Origin of the sequence: Pseudomonas laurylsulfativorans (genome assembly GCF_002906155.1) — a bacterium.
In the GTDB taxonomy this organism is placed as follows: domain Bacteria; phylum Pseudomonadota; class Gammaproteobacteria; order Pseudomonadales; family Pseudomonadaceae; genus Aquipseudomonas; species Aquipseudomonas laurylsulfativorans.
Genome location: NZ_MUJK01000015.1, coordinates 97,186 through 118,740, shown reverse-complemented (window position 1 = coordinate 118,740; position 21,555 = coordinate 97,186). Strand labels below are relative to the sequence as shown.

Annotated in this window: 14 protein-coding genes; 10 read left to right on the top strand and 4 right to left on the bottom strand. The window is 61.5% G+C overall.

Going from position 1 to position 21,555, the window contains the following annotated elements; genetic code table 11:
* Positions 1-34 precede the first annotated feature (34 nt).
* Positions 35-2,749: a magnesium-translocating P-type ATPase gene (gene mgtA, locus B0D71_RS28330; RefSeq protein ID WP_103397659.1), complete on the bottom strand. Its 2,715-nt coding sequence runs from the start codon at positions 2,747-2,749 to the stop codon at positions 35-37.
* 553 nt (positions 2,750-3,302) lie between these two features.
* Between mgtA and B0D71_RS31995 the strand changes: the two genes are divergently transcribed.
* Positions 3,303-3,608: a transposase gene (locus B0D71_RS31995; RefSeq protein WP_240635653.1), complete on the top strand. Its 306-nt coding sequence runs from the start codon at positions 3,303-3,305 to the stop codon at positions 3,606-3,608.
* Positions 3,605-4,441 (top strand): IS3 family transposase, encoded by an 837-nt coding sequence (locus B0D71_RS28325; protein WP_240635652.1) that lies wholly within the window; start codon positions 3,605-3,607, stop codon positions 4,439-4,441. Before B0D71_RS31995 ends, B0D71_RS28325 begins: the two co-directional genes overlap by 4 nt.
* 129 nt (positions 4,442-4,570) lie before the next feature.
* On the opposite strand, the gene B0D71_RS28320 is transcribed toward B0D71_RS28325, so the two are convergent.
* Together B0D71_RS28320 and B0D71_RS28315 are read right to left on the bottom strand one after the other, a co-directional pair.
* Entirely contained in the window at positions 4,571-5,908 is a 1,338-nt protein-coding gene (locus tag B0D71_RS28320) for a lysine N(6)-hydroxylase/L-ornithine N(5)-oxygenase family protein (protein ID WP_103397658.1), read from the bottom strand.
* Positions 5,909-6,042: 134 nt separating this feature from the next.
* On the bottom strand, positions 6,043-6,525 hold the full coding sequence (locus tag B0D71_RS28315; protein ID WP_103397657.1) for a sigma-70 family RNA polymerase sigma factor: 483 nt from the start codon (positions 6,523-6,525) through the stop codon (positions 6,043-6,045).
* Positions 6,526-6,910: 385 nt separating this feature from the next.
* Between B0D71_RS28315 and B0D71_RS28310 the strand changes: the two genes are divergently transcribed.
* From B0D71_RS28310 to B0D71_RS28300, 3 genes are read left to right on the top strand one after another with little or no spacing between them, the layout of a single operon-like run.
* A complete protein-coding gene (locus tag B0D71_RS28310; protein ID WP_103397656.1) occupies positions 6,911-8,083 on the top strand; it encodes an efflux RND transporter periplasmic adaptor subunit in 1,173 nt (390 codons plus the stop codon).
* A complete protein-coding gene (locus tag B0D71_RS28305; protein ID WP_103397655.1) occupies positions 8,084-10,057 on the top strand; it encodes a MacB family efflux pump subunit in 1,974 nt (657 codons plus the stop codon). It abuts the gene before it with no gap.
* Positions 10,058-10,064: 7 nt separating this feature from the next.
* The gene (locus B0D71_RS28300; RefSeq protein ID WP_103397654.1) at positions 10,065-11,459 is read left to right on the top strand and encodes an efflux transporter outer membrane subunit; all 1,395 of its coding nucleotides are present in this window, start codon (positions 10,065-10,067) and stop codon (positions 11,457-11,459) included.
* Between the two features lie 131 nt (positions 11,460-11,590).
* Here B0D71_RS28300 and pvdP read toward each other — a convergent pair whose 3' ends face one another.
* A complete protein-coding gene (gene pvdP, locus B0D71_RS28295) occupies positions 11,591-13,210 on the bottom strand; it encodes a pyoverdine maturation tyrosinase PvdP (protein WP_103397653.1) in 1,620 nt (539 codons plus the stop codon).
* Positions 13,211-13,452: 242 nt separating this feature from the next.
* Here pvdP and pvdM point away from each other — a divergent pair, with 242 nt between their 5' ends.
* From pvdM to B0D71_RS28270, 5 genes are all read left to right on the top strand, one after another.
* Positions 13,453-14,802, top strand: coding sequence for a pyoverdine-tailoring dipeptidase-like protein PvdM (pvdM, locus tag B0D71_RS28290; RefSeq protein ID WP_103397652.1), 1,350 nt, complete (start codon positions 13,453-13,455; stop codon positions 14,800-14,802).
* A 30-nt stretch (positions 14,803-14,832) separates the two neighbouring features.
* Entirely contained in the window at positions 14,833-16,113 is a 1,281-nt protein-coding gene (gene pvdN, locus B0D71_RS28285; protein ID WP_103397651.1) for a pyoverdine-tailoring periplasmic protein PvdN, read from the top strand.
* Positions 16,114-16,142: 29 nt separating this feature from the next.
* A complete protein-coding gene (gene pvdO / locus B0D71_RS28280) occupies positions 16,143-17,042 on the top strand; it encodes a dihydropyoverdine dehydrogenase (RefSeq protein ID WP_103397650.1) in 900 nt (299 codons plus the stop codon).
* A gap of 181 nt (positions 17,043-17,223) precedes the next feature.
* Positions 17,224-18,873, top strand: coding sequence for a cyclic peptide export ABC transporter (locus B0D71_RS28275; RefSeq protein WP_103397649.1), 1,650 nt, complete (start codon positions 17,224-17,226; stop codon positions 18,871-18,873).
* 126 nt (positions 18,874-18,999) lie between these two features.
* The gene (locus B0D71_RS28270) at positions 19,000-21,417 is read left to right on the top strand and encodes a TonB-dependent siderophore receptor (protein ID WP_103397648.1); all 2,418 of its coding nucleotides are present in this window, start codon (positions 19,000-19,002) and stop codon (positions 21,415-21,417) included.
* Positions 21,418-21,555: the final 138 nt, after the last annotated feature.

Here is a 21,555-nt window from a genome sequence, read left to right as displayed (position 1 = left end):
ACAGGGATTGTGTTGATTGGCCAGCCTCGCAGCCTTATTGCCAGCCAAACCGGCGAATGTAGAACCCCTTCACCGCCTGGGTCAGCGCCATGTACGCCAACAGGATCACCGGCAGGAACACGAAGTACAGCGACGGCAACGCCTGCAATTTGAAGTAGTGCGCCAGCGGTCCCATCGGCAGGAAAATCCCCACGGCCATGATCAGCCCCGTCATCACCAGCAACGGCATGGCCGCGCGGCTTTGCAGGAAGGGGATCTTCGGCGTGCGGATCATGTGCACGATCAGGGTCTGGGTCAGCAGCCCGACCACAAACCAGCCGGACTGGAACAGGGTCTGGTGATCCGGGGTATTGGCATCGAAGACGTACCACATCAAGGCGAACGTGGTGATGTCGAAGATCGAACTGATCGGCCCGAAAAACAGCATGAAGCGCCCGACATCCGCCGGCTGCCAGCGCTGCGGTTGCTTGAGCATTTCGTCATCGACGTTATCGAACGGAATGGCGATTTGCGAAATGTCATAGAGCAGGTTCTGCACCAGCAGGTGCATAGGCAGCATCGGCAGGAACGGAATGAAGGCACTGGCCACCAGCACCGAGAACACGTTGCCGAAGTTCGAACTGGCGGTCATCTTGATGTACTTGAGCATGTTGGCGAAGGTGCGGCGGCCTTCCAGCACGCCCTCCTCCAGCACCATCAGGCTCTTTTCCAGCAGGATGATGTCGGCTGCTTCCTTGGCGATGTCCACCGCGCTGTCCACCGAAATACCGATGTCGGCGGTGCGCAGGGCCGGGGCGTCGTTGATGCCGTCGCCCATGAAACCGACCACATGGCCGTTGCCCTTGAGCAGACGGACGATGCGTTCCTTGTGCGACGGGGTCAGTTTGGCGAAGACGTTGGTGGTCTCCACGGCTTTCGCCAGTTCGGCATCCGTCATGCGCTCGATGTCGTTACCCATCAGCAGGCCTTGCTGCTCCAGGCCGACTTCGCGGCAGATCTTCGCGGTCACCTGTTCGTTGTCACCGGTCAACACCTTCACCGCCACGCCGTGCGCTGCCAACGCCTTGAGGGCCGGTGCGGTGCTTTCTTTCGGCGGATCGAGAAACGCCACGTAGCCGATCAGCGTCAGTGCCTGCTCATCGGCCAGACTGTAGGTGTCGCGTCCTTCGATCATCGGCCGTGCCGCTACCGCAACCACCCGCAAGCCTTCGGCGTTGAACGCGGCCGTGACCTGACGGATGCGCGCCAGCAATGCTTCACTCAAGGCTTCATCGACTTCGCCGTGACGCACCCGCGAGCAGACCGCCAGCACCTCTTCCACCGCGCCCTTGCAGATCAGCAGGTGCGGTTGATCGCGCTCGGCGACCACCACCGACATGCGCCGGCGAGTGAAGTCGAACGGGATCTCGTCGACCTTGCGAAATGCCGTGCCGACTTTCAATTCACGATGGATCTCGACGTGTTCGAGCACCGCCACATCCAGCAGGTTTTTCAGGCCGGTCTGGTAGTAGCTGTTGAGGTAGGCCATTTCCAGCACGTCATCGGAATCGTTGCCCCAGACATCGACGTTGCGCGCCAGGAAAATCTTGTCCTGGGTCAGGGTGCCGGTCTTGTCGGTGCACAACACATCCATGGCGCCGAAGTTCTGGATAGCGTCGAGGCGTTTGACGATGACTTTTTTGTGCGACAGGAACACCGCGCCCTTGGCCAGGGTCGAGGTGACGATCATCGGCAGCATTTCCGGGGTCAAGCCCACGGCAATCGACAATGCAAACAGCAGCGCTTCGGTCCAGTCCCCCTTGGTGAAACCGTTGATGAACAGCACCAGCGGCGCCATCACGAACATGAAGCGGATCAGCAGCCAGCTGACTTTGTTGACCCCGGTCTGGAATGAAGTCGGTGCCCGGTCAGTGGCGCCGACCCGCTGGGCCAAGGCACCGAAATAGGTGCTGTTGCCGGTGGTGAGGATCACCGCCATGGCCGTGCCGGACACCACGTTGGTGCCCATGAACAGAATGTTGTCCAGGTCGAGCGGATTGAGCGTATCGCGGTCCTGCTGGCGAGGGAATTTTTCCACCGGCATCGATTCACCGGTCATCGCCGCCTGACTGACGAACAGGTCCTTGGCGCTGAGCACCCGGCAATCGGCGGGAATCATGTCCCCGGCTGAAAGCACGATCAGGTCGCCCGGCACCAGTTGCTTGATCGGCAATTCGATCCGCTGCGCGCGGTGGTCCTCCACGTCCCGGCGCATCACCGTGGCGGTGTTGCTGACCATCGCCTTGAGGGCATCGGCGGCCTGGTTGGATTTGGTTTCCTGCCAGAAACGCAGCAAGGTCGACAGCACCACCATGGAGAAAATCACGATGGCGGCTTTCATGTCTTCGGTCAGCCAGGAGATGACCGCCAGCAGTGTCAGCAGAAGGTTGAACGGATTCTTGTAGCAGTGCCACAGGTGCGTCCACCAGGGCAGCGGTTGCTCATGTTCGACTTCGTTGAGCCCGAATTGCTCGCGCAGGGCATCGGCTTCGAGTTCGCTCAAGCCGTCGGTGTGACTGCCCAGAGTGTTGAGCAATTGGCCCGTGTCGCTGCCGGCAGCGGCCACCAGGGTTTGCGCCAGGGTGGGAGGGACTTCACGGCTGACCGTGGTGTCGGTGAAGGTTTCCAGCAACGCCAGGCGACGGAAGTGCCGGGCGATGTGGCGGTTACGCAGGAAACCTGCGAAGAATTCCTTGAGGGTAAGTTTCATGGCTGGTGCCCCTTTTGGTCAGCCGGGAAACCGTCGAGCAGGCAGGTCCACGCCGCTGCCGCCGGAACAACCGGCAAAGCAAGGCCTGGCGCGCCGGTCACGAATGACAGGCGTGTCGATAGAGCGGCGGCCACGACAAAAAAAGTCGAAACCACGCACTGTTCAGCGTCGATGAGAGGGACGTCGGGACACGGCCGGGACTGGCCATGATCGGGATGCCGCTGCTCGCTTTTCGGCGAGACAACGGCACAGGAGACTGCGCGTTATCTTGCCGAGAAAATGCCGGTTACCGAGACCGGCCGACAACTGTCACTCGAACAAGTACCCACTGTGGGTCTCCGTAATGGATGAAAACGCGCGAAGCTTACGCCCCGATGTTTGGAGAGTAAACCTGTTACAAAATCTCGCCGGGGGAATCGCGGGGTTCTTCAGGAAGGGTTCAGGATTCGACATTTTCGTCGTTGTCGAGGGCCCTATCGCCGGCAAGCTGAACTGGCCTAATTATTCCGGACACCTCTTAAGGGCGATATGATTTCGCCAACTTGGAGGTTCCATGAACGAAAGAAAGGTCTACACCCGCGAGTTCAAGCTTCAGGCTGCCAGCATGGTGCTTGATGATAACTGTCCGGTTCCAGATGTTTGTGCATCGCTGGATATTGGGCCCACCGCTTTACGGCGCTGGGTCGATCAGGTTCGCAAGGAACGCGAGGGACAGCCAGTCAAAGGCACCAAGGCGATTACCGAGGATCAGCGCCAGATCCAGGAGTTAAAAGCCAAGATCAAGCGCATGGAGATGGAAGCCGAGATCTTAAAAAAGGCTACCGCTCTCTTGATGTCGGATCCCGATCGTTTTCGATGATTGCGGAGCTTAGAGAGTCATTCCCGACCGCCTTGCTGTGTCGTGTTTTCGATGTGAAGCGCAGCAGCTTTTATGAGTGGCTTCAGCGGCTCGCCAAGCCGCAGGTCAGACGCGAGGAGCTCAAGCTGAAAGTGGTTGAGCTTCACAGCGAAAGCCGTGAAGCCATGGGCTCCAGGATGATCAGCAAGGGCCTGAATTCGCAAAACATAGCGGTCGGAAGGAGTCTTGTCAGAGCGCTGATGAGGGAGGCAAACATTGTCAGTAAACAACGCCAGCCGCATCCATTCAGGTCCAAGGGGGTTGAAGCATTTGTTGCGCCTAATCGACTCAAACGCAACTTCAAACCGACTGCTGTTGATCAGGTCTGGTGTGGCGACGTTACCAGTTTGATGGTGGGCAAGCGCTGGGTTCACCTGGCCATCGTAATTGACCTGTTTGCTCGTCGAGTCATTGGCTGGGCATTCTCTCTAGTCAATGACGCCAACTTGGTCAGCAAGGCGCTACGCATGGCGACAGAGGTACGAACCTGCCCGCCGGGGCTGATGTTCCACTCGGATCAGGGCTGTCAGTACACCAGCCGCAAGTTTCAAGAAGAACTGGCCCGCCACGGCATTTTGCAAAGCATGAGTCATCGCGGACAGTGCTGGGACAACGCTCCAACAGAGCGTTTTTTCGGCACACTGAAATCAGAATGGGTTCCCCGCAGCGGCTACAGCATGGTCGAGGAAGCAAAAACCGACATGGTGCGCTTCTTCATGTACTACAACCGCACCAGGCTCCACAGCTATAACAACTACCTGTCGCCAATAGCTATGGAGCAAAAAGCGGCATAAACACCGTAATCGGTGTCCGGGATTACTTGACCAGTTCAAGCCGGCTCCTACAGGGAATATTCGTTGCGACGCAAATCTACTGTAGGAGCCGGCTTGCCGGCGATGACACCCTCGCGGACGCTACAAATCTCAGCTGGCCGTCGCCAACAACAAATCCACCACCGACCGCCCATGCCCGCGATGCTTGCCGTGCTCATACAAGGAGCCGGCAATTTCATCGGCACGGATCGGCAGGATCGACAGCAAGGTATCGCTCAGACCATGGCTGGCCTGGCAGAAGCCCTGCATGTAGAGGCCGGCCTTGCAGCGTTCATCAGTGATCAGCTTGTAGTTGCGATCGACCTCGAAATCACCCAGGTACTCTTCCAGCGGCGCCAGCAACTTGCGGTGCATCTGCCGCTCGTAACCGGTGGCCAGGACAACGGCGTCGTAGTGACGAACCGAGACCTCACCGGTGGCGTTGTTGCGCAACACCAGGTCGATGCCGCGCTCGCTGGCCGTGGCTTTTTCGATAGTGGTCAGGGTGTGGAACGCATGACGGGCGATGCCCGAGACTTTCTGCCGGTAGAAAATGCCGTAGATGCGCTCGATCAGATCGATGTCCACCACCGAATAGTTGGTGTTGTGGTACTCGTTCACCAGTCGCTCGCGCTCGCTGTCGGGCTGCTGGAACACCAGGTCGGTGAACTCCGGCGAGAACACTTCATTGACGAAGGGGCTGTCGTCGGCTGGCTTCAGTGCCGAGCCGCGCAGGATCATGTCCACCTGCACCGACGGGAAGCTGTCGTTCAAATCGATGAAGGCTTCCGCCGCGCTCTGCCCGCCACCGATGATCGCAATGCTCATCGGCTGGTTGTTTACGCACGGCTGTTTGGCCATCTGCGCCAGATACTGCGAATGGTGGAACACCCGGCCATCATCCTTGAGCGCCTTGAACACCTCGGGAATACGTGGCGTGCCACCGGCGCTGACCACCACCGAACGGGTAGTGCGCACATGCTGGTGCCCGCTCGTATCGCGGGAAATCACCCGCAGCGCCTCGACCTGATGGTTGTGCAGCACCGGCTCGATGGTCAGTACTTCCTCGCCGTAACGGCTTTGCGCGGTGAACTGCCCGGCGACCCAGCGCAGATAGTCGTTGTACTCCATGCGGCACGGATAGAAGGTGCCCAGGTTGATGAAGTCCACCAGGCGCCCATGGGCCTTGAGGTAATTGACGAACGAGTAAGGGCTGGTCGGATTGCGCAGGGTCACCAGGTCCTTGAGGAAGGAAATCTGCAACTCGCTCTGGGTGACCAGGGTGTTGCCGTGCCAACGGTAGTCGGCCTGTTTGTCGAGAAACAGCACATCCAGGTTGCCCTGGCTCGCCCCGCGCTCTTGCAACGCGATGGCCAGTGCCAGGTTCGACGGGCCGAAACCGACGCCGATCAGGTCGTGAACGAGGGGCGATGCAATTGCCTGTGTCATTTCCAGTGTCCTCTGGATGTTCCCCTCAAAAGCGGGGGCATTGAACCTAAGTGACCTGACCGGCCTTGGGCAGGACAACAGGTCGTCTGTTGAGTAGGAACGAGGACAATGAAAAGAAATTTAGCCGTACGGGTTCAGTGGGCATCCCACAGTCGCATTCGTGTACGGCAATGCTTCATGGCATTAACAATGTGCTTTTCGACCAGGGCTTTGGAAATACCCAGTTGCCCGGCGATTTCCGAATGGGAAAGGCCCTCGATCTTGCGCAGCAGAAAGCTCTCGCGGCACAGCCGTGGCAGTTCCGCCAAGGCACGCTGGAGCATGTCCAGGCGCTGGCCGTGATCGAGGACCTTGTGCGGCGAAGGCGTAAAGCAGCTTTCTTCGCTGTCGAGTACGTCCAGCGGCTCGGCGCGCCGCAAGGCGTTGCGTCGGTGGTCATCGATGACCAGATTCAAGGCGGTGCGATAAAGGAATGCGCGGGGCTGCTCGATCGGCGCATCGCTGGTCCGTTCCAGCACGCGCAGATAAGCGTCATGAACCACATCTTCGGCCACCTGGCGGTTGCCCAGCTTGGCGTTCAGGAAACACACCAGCTCGCGATAGTAGTTTTCCAACATGACTCCCGTCCGCACGGGGGTGCGGTTTCATTCCTTGAGCCCTTTGTACGACCGCTGAAACAAGCAGTGGCACGATAGTGGCAGTTCGAGTCGCGTAATTTATAGTAATTCTCATATAGATTTAAAGTGCTGCGTCGCCTTGCCCGACAAATAGTCTCGATCCATGTAGGAGCGAGCTTGCTCGCGATGGTCGTGAACGAAGATGCGTACTTTCTGATTTAACGTGTCGTCCTTGCGGCCATCGCGAGCAAGCTCGCTCCTACAGTGGTTTGTGTCGTCGCCTAAATTCCGCGCTCGGTTCATCGTTAACAGGACAGCTCCCCGTCTGCGCCCCGGTCTCCCCGCCGCTAAACGACGGGCCGATTTTCCTAGGCCGGAACCCTGCATGAAACGTCCCCGACAGACCCGACGCGCCCTGCTCGCAGCACTTTGCCTGATCCCTGTAGTTGCCGTCGCCGCCTGGCAATTCATCCCGCCGGGACGCGACCAGCTCGCCACCGTCCAGGTCAGCCGCGCCGACATTGAAAGCAGCGTCACGGCATTGGGCACCCTGCAACCGCGACGCTACGTCGACGTTGGCGCCCAAGCCTCCGGGCAGATCCACAAGATCCATGTGGAAGTCGGTGACGTGGTCAAGGAGGGCCAGTTGCTAGTGGAGATCGACCCTTCCACGCAACAGGCCAAACTTGATGCCGGGCGGTTCTCCATCGAAAACCTCAAGGCGCAGCTGCAGGAACAACGGGCGCAACACGAACTGGCCCGGCAGAAATACCAGCGCCAACAGAACCTCGCCGCTGGCGGTGCCACCCGTGAAGAAGACGTGCAGACCGCCCAGGCTGAATTGCGCGTGACCCAGGCGCGCATCGACATGTTCCAGGCACAGATCCGCCAGGCCGAAGCCAACCTGCGCAGCGATCAGGCGGAGCTGGGCTACACGCGGATCTATGCACCTATGGCCGGCACTGTGGTCGCGCTGGATGCCCGGGTCGGCCAGACCCTCAACGCCCAACAGCAGACGCCGCTGATCCTGCGCATCGCCAAGCTGTCGCCCATGACCGTATGGGCCGAGGTCTCGGAAGCCGACATCGGCCACGTCCAACCCGGCATGCACGCCTGGTTCACCACCCTGAGCGGCGGCACCCGACGCTGGACCAGCACCGTGCGGCAGATCCTCCCCGTCCCGCCCAAGCCGCTGGACCAGACCAGCCAGGGCGGCGGCAGCCCCGCCAGCACCAGCAAAAGCGGGAGTGCCCGCGTGGTGCTCTACACCGTGTTGCTGGATGTCGACAACGCCGACAACGCGTTGATGGCGGAAATGACCACCCAGGTGTTTTTCGTCGCCAACCAGGCGCAGAACGTCCTCACCGCGCCGATCGCCGCCCTGCAGGCGGGCGCTCAGCCAGACCTGCAGACCGCGCAAGTGGTCGCCAGCAATGGCAGCATCGAACAGCGCAACGTGCGCACCGGCATCAGTGACCGCCTGCGGGTGCAGATCCTCGATGGCCTGCAAGAAGGCGATCACCTGCTGATCGGCCCGGTCGACGGGAGTGGCGGCTGAATGCAGACGCCCCTGATCGACCTTTCGGACATCCGCAAAGCCTACGGCGGTGGCGACGCGCCTGAAGTTCACGTATTGCGCGGCATCGACCTGTCGATCCATGCCGGTGAGTTCGTGGCGATAGTCGGCGCTTCCGGTTCCGGCAAATCCACGCTGATGAACATCCTCGGTTGCCTCGACCGCCCGACCTCGGGCGAGTACCGCTTCGCCGGGGAAAACGTCGCCGCCCTGGACAGTGACGAACTGGCCTGGCTGCGTCGTGAAGCCTTCGGTTTCGTGTTCCAGGGCTATCACCTGATTCCGTCGGGTTCGGCCCAGGAAAACGTCGAGATGCCGGCCATCTACGCAGGCACCCCGGCCGCCGAACGCCACGCCCGCGCCGCCGCCCTGCTCGACCGTCTCGGCCTGGCTTCGCGCACCGGCAATCGCCCGCATCAGCTCTCCGGCGGGCAACAGCAGCGGGTGTCGATTGCCCGTGCACTGATGAATGGCGGCCACATCATTCTGGCCGACGAACCCACCGGTGCGCTCGACAGCCACAGCGGCGCCGAGGTCATGGCCTTGCTCGACGAACTGGCGAGCCAGGGCCACGTGGTGATCCTCATCACCCACGACCGCGAAGTGGCGGCCCGGGCCAAACGCATCATCGAGATCCGCGACGGCCTGATCATCAGCGACAGCGCCCGGGACAACCCTGCCGCGCAACACTCGGCCAACCCGGGTGCGCTACAGGCCGTCGACCTGCGCAAGCGCCTGAGCGAAGGCGCAGAAGCCACTGGCGCCTGGAAAGGCGAATTGGTCGATGCCGTGCACGCGGCGTGGCGGGTGATGTGGATCAACAAGTTCCGCACCGCGCTGACCCTGCTCGGGATCATCATAGGCGTCGCCTCGGTGGTGGTGATGCTGGCCGTGGGCGAAGGCAGCAAGCGCCAGGTGATGGCGCAGATGGGCGCGTTCGGTTCCAACATCATTTACCTCAGCGGCTCGGCGCCCAACCCGCGCACGCCGATGGGCATCGTCACCCTCGATGAGGTCGCGGCGATTGCCAGCCTGCCCCAAGTGATGCGGATCATGCCGGTCAACGGCCAGGAGGCCGGGGTGCGCTTCGGCAACCTCGATCACATGAGCTATGTCGGTGGCAACGACACCAACTTCCCGGCCATTTTCAACTGGCCGGTGGTCGAAGGCAGCTACTTCACCCACGCCGATGAACAAAACGCCGCAGCGGTCGCGGTGATCGGCCACAAGGTGCGGACCAAGCTGCTCAAGGACGTGGCCAATCCGATCGGCCAGTACATCCTGATCGAAAACGTACCCTTCCAGGTGGTCGGCGTGCTCGCGGAAAAAGGCGCCAGCTCCGGCGACTCCGACAGCGACGACCGCATCGCCATCCCCTACTCCGCCGCGAGCGTGCGCCTGTTCGGTACTCACAACCCGGAGTACATCGCCATCGCCGCCGCAGACGCACGCAAGGTCAAGGAAACCGAAAAAGCCATCGAGCAACTGATGCTGCGCCTGCACAACGGCAAGCACGATTTCGAACTGACCAACAACGCGGCGATGATCCAGGCCGAGGCACGCACGCAAAACACCCTGTCGCTGATGCTCGGCTCGATTGCGGCGATTTCGCTGCTGGTGGGCGGGATCGGTGTGATGAACATCATGCTCATGACCGTGCGCGAACGTACCCGCGAGATCGGTATCCGCATGGCCACCGGCGCCCGCCAGCGCGACATCCTGCGCCAGTTCCTCACCGAAGCGGTGATGCTCTCGGTGGTGGGCGGCCTCACCGGGATTGCCCTGGCGCTGATCGTTGGAGGCGTGCTGATTTTCAGCGAAGTCGCAGTCGCCTTCTCTCTGATAGCGGTGCTGGGCGCCTTCGGCTGCGCCCTGGTCACCGGTGTTGTTTTCGGCTACATGCCGGCCCGCAAAGCTGCCCGACTTGACCCGGTCACGGCCCTTACCAGTGAATGATCTCTCCATGAAGCCGACACTCAGTGTGTTAACCCTGTGCCTGCTGCTCGGTGCCTGCGGCAGCCCGGCCCAGCGCCCCGACAGCGGCATTGCGCCACCGGCCACCTGGCAATCGCCGCACACCGCTGGCGCCACCCATGACAACCAGCAGTGGTGGAATCGCTTCGGCAGCCAGCAACTGGGTCGCCTGATCGAACAGGCGCGGCTTGGCAGTTACGATTTGGCTGCGGCCATCGCGAGGGTGCGCCAGGCCCAGGCCGATACGGTGATTGCCGGCGGCTCGCAACTGCCGGAGGTCAAGGCCGGGGCCAACGCCAATCGCCAGAAACTGCTGCGGGGCAACGGCTACAGTCAGCTCGATGCCGACAGCGATAACAACGCTGTCGACTACTTCAACGCGAACCTTACCGCCAGCTACGAAATCGATTTCTGGGGTGGCCAGCGCGCCACTCGCGACAGCGCGAAATTCAACCTGAAAGCCAGCGAGTTCGATCAGGCCACCGTGGAATTGACGTTGCTCAGCGGCGTGGCCAACACCTACGCGCAAGCCTTGTCGTTGCAGGAGCAGGGCCGCATCGCCGAGTTGAACCTGGCCAACGCCCAGAGCGTGTTGAAACTGGTGCAGACCCGTTTCGATTCGGGCTCGGCCACGGCCCTTGAACTGGCGCAGCAAAAAAGCCTGGTAGCGGCGCAGCAACGCCAGTTACCGCTGGTGCAGCAACAGGCCGAGGATGCGCGAATCAGCCTCGCCGCCCTGCTCGGCCGCCCGGTTCAGACGCTGTCGCTGGGTCAGGAACGCTTCGATCAGTTGACCTGGCCCGCCATCGACGCCGGGGTGCCCAGCCAGTTGCTCAGCCGCCGTCCGGACATTGCCCGGGCCGAGGCGCAACTGGCCGCAGCACAAGCCGACGTCACCGTCGCCCGTGCCGCGATGCTGCCGACCGTGACCCTCACCGCCGAAATCGGCTCCGGCGCCGACCGGGCCGACGACATCCTGCGCAGCCCCTTCTACAACCTCACCGCCGGGCTGCTCGCGCCGGTGTTCAACAACGGCCGCCTCGGTGCCCAGCGCGACAAAGCCACGGCGCATCAGGAAGAACTGCTGGAGACCTATCGCGGCGCGATCATCAACGGCTTCGCCGACGTCGAAAAAGCCCTCAACAGCATTCGCGGACTGGATGAACAGCGCGGGTGGCAGAGTGAAGAGCTGAGCCAGGCGCAGACTGCGTTCAACATCGCGCAAAGCCGCTACCAGGCGGGGGCCGAGGATCTGCTGACGGTGCTGGAGACACAGCGCACGCTGTATGCGGCGCAGGATCTGAATGTGCAACTGAGATTGTCGCGCATGCAAGCGAGTATTGCCTTGTACAAGGCGTTGGGTGGGGGGTGGCAGGTTCTTTAATTGTGGCGTCCGAGAGGACGCCATCGCTGGCAAGCCAGCTCCTACAGTGGGGTTTTGTTGTTCGCAGATTTCGCGTACACCCACTAACCCTGTAGGAGCTGGCTTGCCAGCGATTGAACGATAATGCGGTATCAAGCCTGGCTCTGTTTAGCCTTCAGATTACGCGCATACCACGGCCGCTGCGGCACCTTGCGGAACAAGTCCTTCAGCTTCTTCTCGTCCTCACCAAAGGTGATGCGCAGCGCCAGCTTCATGGTTTCCGGGTCCATTTCCACTGACTTGCCGGCCTGCAACCCCGGCGTGGTGCTACAGCCATGGGTGCTTGGGCCGAGCCACGGGTCATCGATTTCCACCCAGCGCCCCGGCGCGAACCATTGCACGCCGTTGACCTCCTGCCGGCTGACCTGCCCCGGATGGAAGCGCTCGTGGGCGCGGAACCAGTCCTCGAGGCGATCATCGATCCAGCCGTGGAAATGCCAGAACATCGGGTTCACATGGGAGGAAAACGGGTCGCCGAGGAAGTCGTTTTCCGCGGCGAACCAGCGTGCGGAAAAATCAGAGGGATCGCGGGCGAACGGCACCGGCTGACCGTTGGACGGATCGCGCGGCACCGAAGCCCAGCGCATGTGCAGCCAGTCGTGCAGGCCCAGCTCGACCTCCGAGCCGAACTGGCCGAGGGTCAGCTTCGACAGATAACGCGGGTCGCGGTACTGCGATTCCCAGACCTGGAAATTACTGTGATACGTCTCGCGGGTCTTGATGTCGCTGACCCATTGCGTGTACTCGTCATCGTCCTCGGCCAGCCAGGTCGGCGGCAGCGCCGTGCCGTCGTGGTTGTCGAAGTAACGCGCAAAACCGCGCCGGTCCCGCGCCAGTTCCGGCTGCGGCAACGGGAAATGCGTCCAGGACGGCAAATCCTGCATCGACCGCGCCGTGCCGAGCATCTGCCGGTGCATGAAGAAAAAGTCCACGCCCGAACCGTTGCGATCCTTGCGCTCACCCCGGGCATCGCGCTCCTTGTCCCGTGGACCGGGCTGCCAGCCGATACCGCGCAAGGCATCGCGCTGGTCGTCGGACAGCTTGTGCCACTTGTCCCGGGTGGCATGCCAGAGCTGGTGGAACAACCGATGCTGCGGCGAAACCAGCCAGGCCAGCAGGGTCGGATTCAAGCCGGCACGCTCGCGCGCTTCGGGGAATACCCGTTTGACGGCGATGAAGCGATTGTCCTGGGCCGTCAGCATCAGCGGGCGATTGAGGTCCAACACGCGCCCACTGAGACTGCCGCTGCCGGCGTTACCGAAACCGGCCCAGACCTCGTCCAGGGTCATGTCGAATTCGTAATCGCAACAACCACTGGCGCCCAGCAATCGCCAACTCAGCTGTTTCGGGTTGGCCCCGGACAGATCGCCGAGCACCCGGTAACGGGGCTCTTCGGCGGAGCGCAAGCGCTCGGCGGTGTCGAAGAAGCCCACGACGCCGCGGCCTTTGTGGCCGATGTCGAGAAACAATTCCAGGCCTTCTCGCGGCAAACCTTCGATACCGGCGTCACGACCTTCGAAACGAATCTGCCAGACCCCGCGCAAGGTATCCGCCAAGCGCTGACCGGCAACATCCGCCACGTCGAACGAAGCTTCGCCGGGGGTGATCGTCGGGTCCGGTTTGGTCAGTTCGCGATGCCCGTAATACACCGCCGGCACGGCGGCACCGGTCAGCGCCAGGCCCGCGAGGAACCATCGTCGAGAAATCGTCATTGCCCTACCTGTGTCAGCCATGGAGCAGGCTTTATCCAAGCTAGAACGTTTGTTGTATCGGTAAATTTAAGAGCATCGCTGGCAAGCCAGCGCCTACAGGACGGCGTGATCCCCTGTAGGCGCTGGCTTGCCAGCGATGAGGTCGGTACAAACACCTAAATTATTGGATCAGCCATACGTTCCCCCCAGATAGCAAAGGCCCCTGCGCCTGATCCGGGGCGGCGAACCTGACTGAGACGGCAATGACAAAACCACGTTCGAAAAAGGCTCTTTTCATCGGCCTGCCGCTGGCCCTGGCGATCAGCGCGGGCGCAAGCTTCGCGGCCTGGGATTACGGGTTCAGGGACAATCCCGGCTACCCGGTCAAGGTGATGAAACAGGCCGATCAACTGCAGGAGCGCATCCTCTCGTTCGACAGCCACATCACCGTGCCGATGGACTTCGGCACCGCCGGCAACGAAGTCGACAAGGACGGCGAAGGCCAGTTCGACCTGGTCAAGACCGGCCGCGGGCGTCTGTCCGGGGCAGCGCTGACAATCTTTGGCTGGCCGGAAATATGGAACGGCCCCAACGCGCCCCATCGCCCTACCGAAGGGTTCATCGACGAGGCCCGCTTTGAGCAGGAAACCCGCTACAAGATCATCAGCGCGATGGTCCGCGACTTCCCCAACCAGGTGGCCATCGCCTACACCGCCGACGATTTCCGTCGCCTGCACGGCGAAGGCAAGTTCGCGGTGTTCATCAGCATGCTCAACGCCTACCCGCTGGGCAATGACCTCAACGCCCTGGACAAGTGGGCCGCGCGCGGTATGCGCATGTTCGGCTTCAGCTACGTGGGCAACAACGCCTGGGCCGATTCGTCGCGACCGCTGCCATTTTTCAACGACTCGCGCGATGCCCTCGGCGGGCTGTCGGACATGGGCAAGCAAGCGGTGCATCGCCTCAACGACCTGGGCGTGATCATCGACGTGTCGCAGATGTCGACCAAGGCCCTGGAGCAAGTCGCGCAACTGAGCCGCACGCCGATGGTCGCCTCGCACTCGGCACCGCGTGCCCTGGTGGACATCCCGCGCAACCTCAGCGATGCGGAAATGCAGCTGATCAAGAACAGCGGCGGCGTGGTGCAGATCGTCGGCTTCCCGACCTACATCCGCCCGCTGAGCCAGGCCACCCTGGACAAGCTCAACGCCCTGCGCGCGCGCTTCGACCTGCAACCGCTGCAAGGCCTGGAGATGGCCTTGATGCCCGGCGATCCGGTGATCACCGTCTGGCCCGAGCAACGTTTCGGCGAGTACGCCAGCCAGCTCTACTCGATCCTCGACGAAGAACCCAAGGCCAGCCTCAAGGATTACGGCGATGCGATCGATTACGCCGTGAAGAAAATCGGCATCGACCACGTCGGCATCAGTTCCGACTTCAACGACGGTGGCGGCCTCGACGGCTGGAAAGACGTCAGCGAGAGCCGCAACGTGACCGCCGAACTGATCAGCCGTGGCTACAGCGAGGCCGACATCGCCAAGCTCTGGGGCGGCAACTTCCTGCGGGTCTGGGACCAGGTGCAGAAGTCTTCCCAGCCTGTGGTCCAGAACTGATTTTTTCCTTTTGCCAAAGCGAACCGAACCATGACCAACCGTCGTTCATTCCTCAAGCAGGCCGGTATTCTGGCGGCCGGCATTCCCCTCGCCTCGGCCGTCAGCCTGCCCGCACAGGCCGCAAGCCCCGCGCCGTTGCCCAAGGACAAATGGGACCAATTGCGCCAACTGTTCACCCAGGACCCGAATTACCTGCACTTCGCCAATTTCCTCGTGACCTCGCATCCCCGCCCGGTGCGCGACGCCATCGAGATGCATCGTGTGAACCTTGATCGCAACCCAGGCCTGGCCATGGACTGGCATCGCGGCGAAACCGAACGCCGCGAAGAAGACGTGCGCGTGTGGGCCGGCCGTTACCTGAAGGCCAAGCCGTCGCAGATCGCCCTCACCGGCAGTACCACTGAAGGGCTGGCGATGATCTACGCCGGCATCCACGTGCGCCCGGACCAGGAAATCCTCACCAGCGAACACGAGCACTACGCCGCCAACAGCGTGTTCGAATACCGCACCCAGAAAGACGGCACCCAGGTCCGCAAGATCAAATTATTCGAAGACCCCTACAAGGTTTCGACCGCCGAAGTGCTGGCCTCGATTGAGCGCAACATCCGCCCCGAAACACGCGTACTGGGCATGACCTGGGTGCATTCCGGCAGCGGTGTGAAGTTGCCCATCGGCGAAATCGGCAAGCTGGTGGAAGAGAAAAACCGCGGCCGCGCCGACAAGGACCGCATCCTCTACGTGATCGATGGCGTGCACGGCTTCGGTGTGGAGAACGTCGATTTCCCGGACATGCACTGCGACTTCTTCATTGCCGGCACTCACAAATGGATGTTCGGCCCACGGGGAACCGGGATCATCTGTGCCCGTTCCGACGAGCTCAAGGACGTGACCCCGACCATCCCGACCTTCTCCGAAGCCACCCAGTTTTCCACGGTGATGACCTATGGCGGCTACCACTCCTTCGAACACCGCTGGGCGCTGACCGAAGCCTTCAAATTGCACCTGGACCTGGGCAAGGCCGAGGTCGCGACGCGCATCCACGACATCAACAGCTACCTGAAGAAGCGTTTGCAGCAGCATCCGTCGGTGGAGCTGGTCACACCGCTGTCGCCGGAGTATTCCGCCGGTTTCACCTTCTTCCGCATCAAGAACCAGGACTGCGAAGAGGTCGCCAATTACCTGATGGACCGCCGCGTGGTGTGCGATGCCGTGGACCGTGATGTCGGACCGATCATTCGTGTTTCGCCGGGGCTGCTCAATACCGAAGCGCACATCGACCAGTTGATGGAACTGATGGCCAGCAAGCTCTGAACCACCGATTCCCCTTAGCGAGAACCCTTATGAAAAACATCCTGAACAGGCAGCACCTCAAGCGCCTGGGCGCCGTGACGCTGCTGGCATTGCTCGGCAGTATCGTACCGAGCCTCGCCCAGGCGTACACGGCACCGTTGCCGGGCAAGGTCTTCAAGGATTGCCGCCATTGTCCGGAAATGGTGGTGCTGCCCGCCGGCACCTTCACCATGGGCACCGCGGAAGACGAAGTCGGCCGCGAGCCCGATGAAGGTCCGATGCATGAAGTGACATTCGACAAACCGTTCGCCATGAGCCGTTACCAGATCACTGCCGGCGAATGGAACCAATACATGAAGGAAACCGGGATCACCCTGCCCGATGGCGACACCCGCCCCGGCCGGGCCTGCACCAACGGCAAACCGAGTTACCCCCAGGGCCCGCGTCAGCCGGCGGTGTGCATGAACTTTGCCGAAGTCAGCGCCTACGTCGCCTGGCTGTCACTGAAAACCGGCCAGCACTACCACATCGTCAGCGAGGCCCAACGCGAATACGCCGCCCGTGCCGGGTCAACGGGACCGTTCCCCTTCCCGTTCGACCCCGGCACCGAATACAGCATCGCCACCCACGCCAACACCTACGGCCCGACCGATGGCTACAGCTACAGCTCGCCGGCTGGCAGCTACCCGCCCAACGCCTTCGGCATGTACGACATGCATGGCAACGTCTACGAATGGATCGCCGACTGCTACCACCCGGACTATGTCGGCGCCCCCACCGATGGCAGCGCCTGGACTGAAGCCAATTGCGACACCCTGCGTATCCGCGGCAACGACTGGGGCGAAGCACCGGTGTTTTCCCGCTCGGGCAACCGCAATGACATCGATCCGCAAACCCGTGGCGACTGGATCGGGTTCCGTGTCGTACGCGACCTGACCCCCAACCTCTGACCCTTGTGGGAGCGAGCCTGCTCGCGAAAGCGGTCTGTCTGTCGCAGTAGAAGTTGACTGAAAGTCCGCCTTCGCGAGCAGGCTCGCTCCCACAGGTTTTGTGTCGCCTCTCCTTTAAATTAAGCCCTCCATCAGACGTTCTACTGGGTATCTGCCTCAATACCCAAGGAACCCTCTGCTCATGACCCAGCCAACGCGCGGTGCAATTCATGAATTGTTCAGCCTCCTGAAACCGTTCCGGCTCGTTGTCAGTCTGTCGATCCTTCTGGGCATGGTGGGCGGCCTGAGCGTGACGGTGCTGCTGGCCACCATCAACAACGCGCTGCATTCGCCGGACGGCCTGACCCAGGGCGTGGTCGCACTGTTCGCCGGCCTGTGCCTGCTGGCCCTGGGCAGTTCGATCTGCTCGGACATCGGCACCAACTACGTCGGCCAGCACATCATTGCCAAACTGCGCAAAGAGCTTGGGGAAAAAGTACTCTCGGCGCCCATCGAGCAGATCGAGCGCTACCGCAGCCACCGGCTGATCCCAGTGCTGACCCACGACGTCGACACCATCAGCGACTTCGCCTTCGCCTTCGCGCCGCTTGCCATCTCCCTGACCGTGACCCTCGGCTGCATGGGTTACCTGGCGATGTTGTCGTGGCCGATGTTCCTGATGATGGTGCTGGCGATTGCCATCGGCACCGGCATCCAGTTCTACGCGCAGGGCAAGGGCATCCAGGGTTTCATGGCCGCACGCGACGCCGAAGATGATTTGCAAAAGCACTACAACGCCATTGCCGGCGGCGCCAAGGAATTGCGCATCCACCGTCCGCGTCGCCAGCGCATGTTCGTCAAGGGCATCGAGGGCACCGCCGATTTCATCTGTAACACCCAGGTGCGTTCGATCAACACCTTCGTGATCGCCAAGACCCTGGGCTCGATGCTGTTCTTCGTGGTCATCGGCCTGGCGCTGGCCCTGCAATCGTTCTGGCCCAGCGCCGACCAAGCGGTGATGAGCGGTTTTGTGCTGGTGTTGCTGTACATGAAAGGCCCGATCGAGCATCTGGTCAGCACCTTGCCGATCGTCAGTCGCGCGCGTATCGCCTTCCGCCGCATCGCGGAATTGTCGAGCCAGTTCTCCTCGCCAGAACCGCACCTGCTGCTCAACGACAGCGGCATCCGCCCGACCGTGGTCAACAGCCTGCAACTGGACAACGTCAGCTACGCCTTCCCGGCCGCACCGGGCAGCGAGGCGTTTCGCCTGGGGCCGGTGAACCTGACCATCGAGCAAGGCGACATCGTTTTCATCGTCGGCGAAAACGGCTGCGGCAAGACCACGCTGATCAAATTGCTGCTGGGCCTCTACGCGCCGCAACAGGGTTCGATCCTGCTCAACGGCCAAGGCATCGATGCGCAAAACCGCGACGACTACCGCCAGTTGTTCACCACGATTTTTGCCGACTACTACCTGTTCGATGACGTGGTGCAGGGCGACCAGCACATTCCCGAAGACGCCAATACCTACCTGCAACGCCTGGAGATTGCACACAAGGTCAGCGTCAGGGACGGCAGCTTCACCACCACCGACCTGTCCACCGGCCAGCGCAAGCGCCTGGCGCTGGTCAATGCCTGGCTGGAAGAACGCCCGGTGCTGGTGTTCGACGAGTGGGCCGCCGACCAAGACCCGACCTTCCGCCGCATCTTCTACACCGAGCTGCTGCCGGACCTCAAGCGCCTGGGCAAAACCATCATCGTCATCTCCCACGACGACCGCTATTTCGACATGGCCGATCAACTGGTGCGCATGGAATCGGGGCGGGTCGTCACCGAGCGCGCCACCGCCTAACCGCGGTGGCTGCACGCAGGTTGTTGTTTTTTGAAGTTTGTTTTCCGGTTTAGTCAAAGTGGTCCGTCTAATAATAATTATCATTAACTAAAAAACTGCACACACCATTCTGGAGCGATTCGAGCAATGCAAAGCCTTACTCTGTCCCGCGCACCGTTGGCATTAGCCATCGAACGGCAAAAGAAATTCCGCACGGTCGTGCCGGGAGCACTGCTGACCCTGTTGCTGCTGGGAACCTCCCAGGTCGAGGCAGCCCCGGTGAACGTCAATGTGCCGGCCCAATCGCTGGCCAGTGCATTGCGCCAACTGGGCCAGCAGACCAACCTGCAGATTCTCTACAGCCAGGACATGGTCAACGGCATCAAGTCCACGGCGGTGTCCGGCAGCATGGAACCGGAACAGGCACTGAAAACCTTGCTGCTGGGGAGCGGCATCAATTTTCAGTTGAATGGCAACACCGTGTCGCTGGTGCCAGCGGTCGGTGACTCCAGTGCATTGCAGTTGGGTGCGACGTCCATCACCGGCGTGGCGCTGGGGCCGAACACCGAAGGTACGCACTCCTACACCAGCGATGAAGTGACCATCGGCAAAGGCAACATCAAGCTCAAGGACATCCCGCAGTCGGTGTCCGTCGTCACGCGCCAGCGCATGGACGACCAGAACATGAACAGCCTGCAGGACGCCATGCGTCAGGTCACCGGCGTGACCATCAAGACCTACAACTCCGGCTCCAGCCTCAACGACGTCTACATGCGCGGTTTCCTCGTTGACCAGGTGCAGGTCGACGGCGTCTCGCAACCCACCGGCCAGGGCGACATGGCCACCAGTTTCGACCTGGCGATGTACGACCGCATCGAAGTGTTGCGCGGTCCGTCGGGTCTGTACCAGGGCGCTGGCGAACCCGGCGGTACGATCAACGTGGTACGCAAGCGTGCCCTGAGCAAGTTCGCCCTCGGTGGCGAACTGGCCGGCGGCTCCTACGATCACTACCGTTCCTCGGTGGACGTTACCGGCCCGCTGAACGACCAGGGCACCGTGCGCGGTCGCTTCATCACGGCCTACGAGAACAACAAGTCCTTCGTCGACTACGCGCAAAACGAACGCCCGATGGTCTACGGTCGCCTGGAATTCGACCTCGACCCGTCCACCACATTGTCGGTCGGCGGCGCCTACCAGAAGAACAACTCCACCCCGGCGTTCGGCTTGCCGGCCTATGCCGACGGCACGTTGCTGGACGTTCCGCGCTCGACCTTCGTCGACGCCAAGTGGAACACCCTGAACGAGAAGGTCTGGGAGTCCTTTGCCGAAGTTGATCACGCGCTGGACAACGGCGGTCAGTTCAAGACCACCGTGACCTACCGCGACGCCGAAACCCCGCAGCGTAACTTCACCTGGGCCGACGGCGCTGTCGACCCGGCCACCGGCGACAGCTGGGCCGTGGCCTACGACTACTACACCCACATCAAGTCCATTGGCGTCGACAGCTTCGTCACCACGCCTTTCGACTTTGCCGATCGTCAACACGAGTTCACCGTGGGCGCCGAGTACCAGCACCTGGACAAGGACTTCACCTACGGCGGCGGCGAGTACTTCCCGATCAACGTGTGGAATCCGGGCAGCATCGACATTCCCCGCAACGACTATGCGCACGTCAACGGCAACTGGTCCAAGTCCGACCAATACGGTGTCTACACCCGTGCCAAGCTCAACGTCACCGACTGGCTCGACGTCATCGGCGGCAGCCGTGTGACCTGGTACGAAAGCGACGCGAAGAACGCGAACGCCTTCTTCAACAACTTCGGCGAAGCCCACACCAGCATCAACCACAAGGTCGTGCCATACGGCGCTGTCATCGGCAAGATCACCCCGGAACTGTCGACCTACTTCAGCTACACCGGCGTGTTCAAACCGCAGAGCGAAATCGGCACAGACGGCGAGCCGGTCGGTCCGCGCAAAGGCAAGCAGTACGAGATCGGTCTCAAGCGCGAATTCTACGACGGCCGCCTGAACGCCAGCATCGCTGCCTTCCGCATCTACGATGAAAACCGCGCCGAATACGACAACAACTCCGGCGCCTACATGACCGAAGGGCGGGCACGCAGCGAGGGTTGGGAAACCGAGCTGAGCGGGAACCTGACCGAAAACTGGAGCATCGTCACCGGTTACGCCTACACCTCCACCAAGTTCCTGGACGGCGATGACGCCAACAAAGGCAAGACCTTCAGCACCATCACGCCCAAGCACAACTTCAACCTATGGACCAAGTACGAATTCACCGACGGTCCGCTCAAGGACTTCAGCGTCGGCGGCGGCGTGCGTGCGGTCAGCGACACCTACTACCAGCGTGACGTGAAGTTCCAACAAGGCGGCTTTGCCATCACCACGGCGCAAGTCGGCTACAAGTTCAACGAAAACCTGTCGTCGACACTGACCGCCAACAACCTGTTCGACCGCAAGTACTACGACCGCGTCGATGCCTCTTGGGGCACCAACTTCTACGGCGACCCGCGCACCCTGACCCTGAGCCTGCGCGCGCAGTACTGATTGCGACCGGCTTCATCTGCAACAAAAACCGGGCCGTTGTAGGAGCGAGCTTGCTCGCGATGGATTCAAGAGCGCTGCGTTTAGCCAGTAAACACGCGTTATCGTTAACGACCATCGCGAGCAAGCTCGCTCCTACAG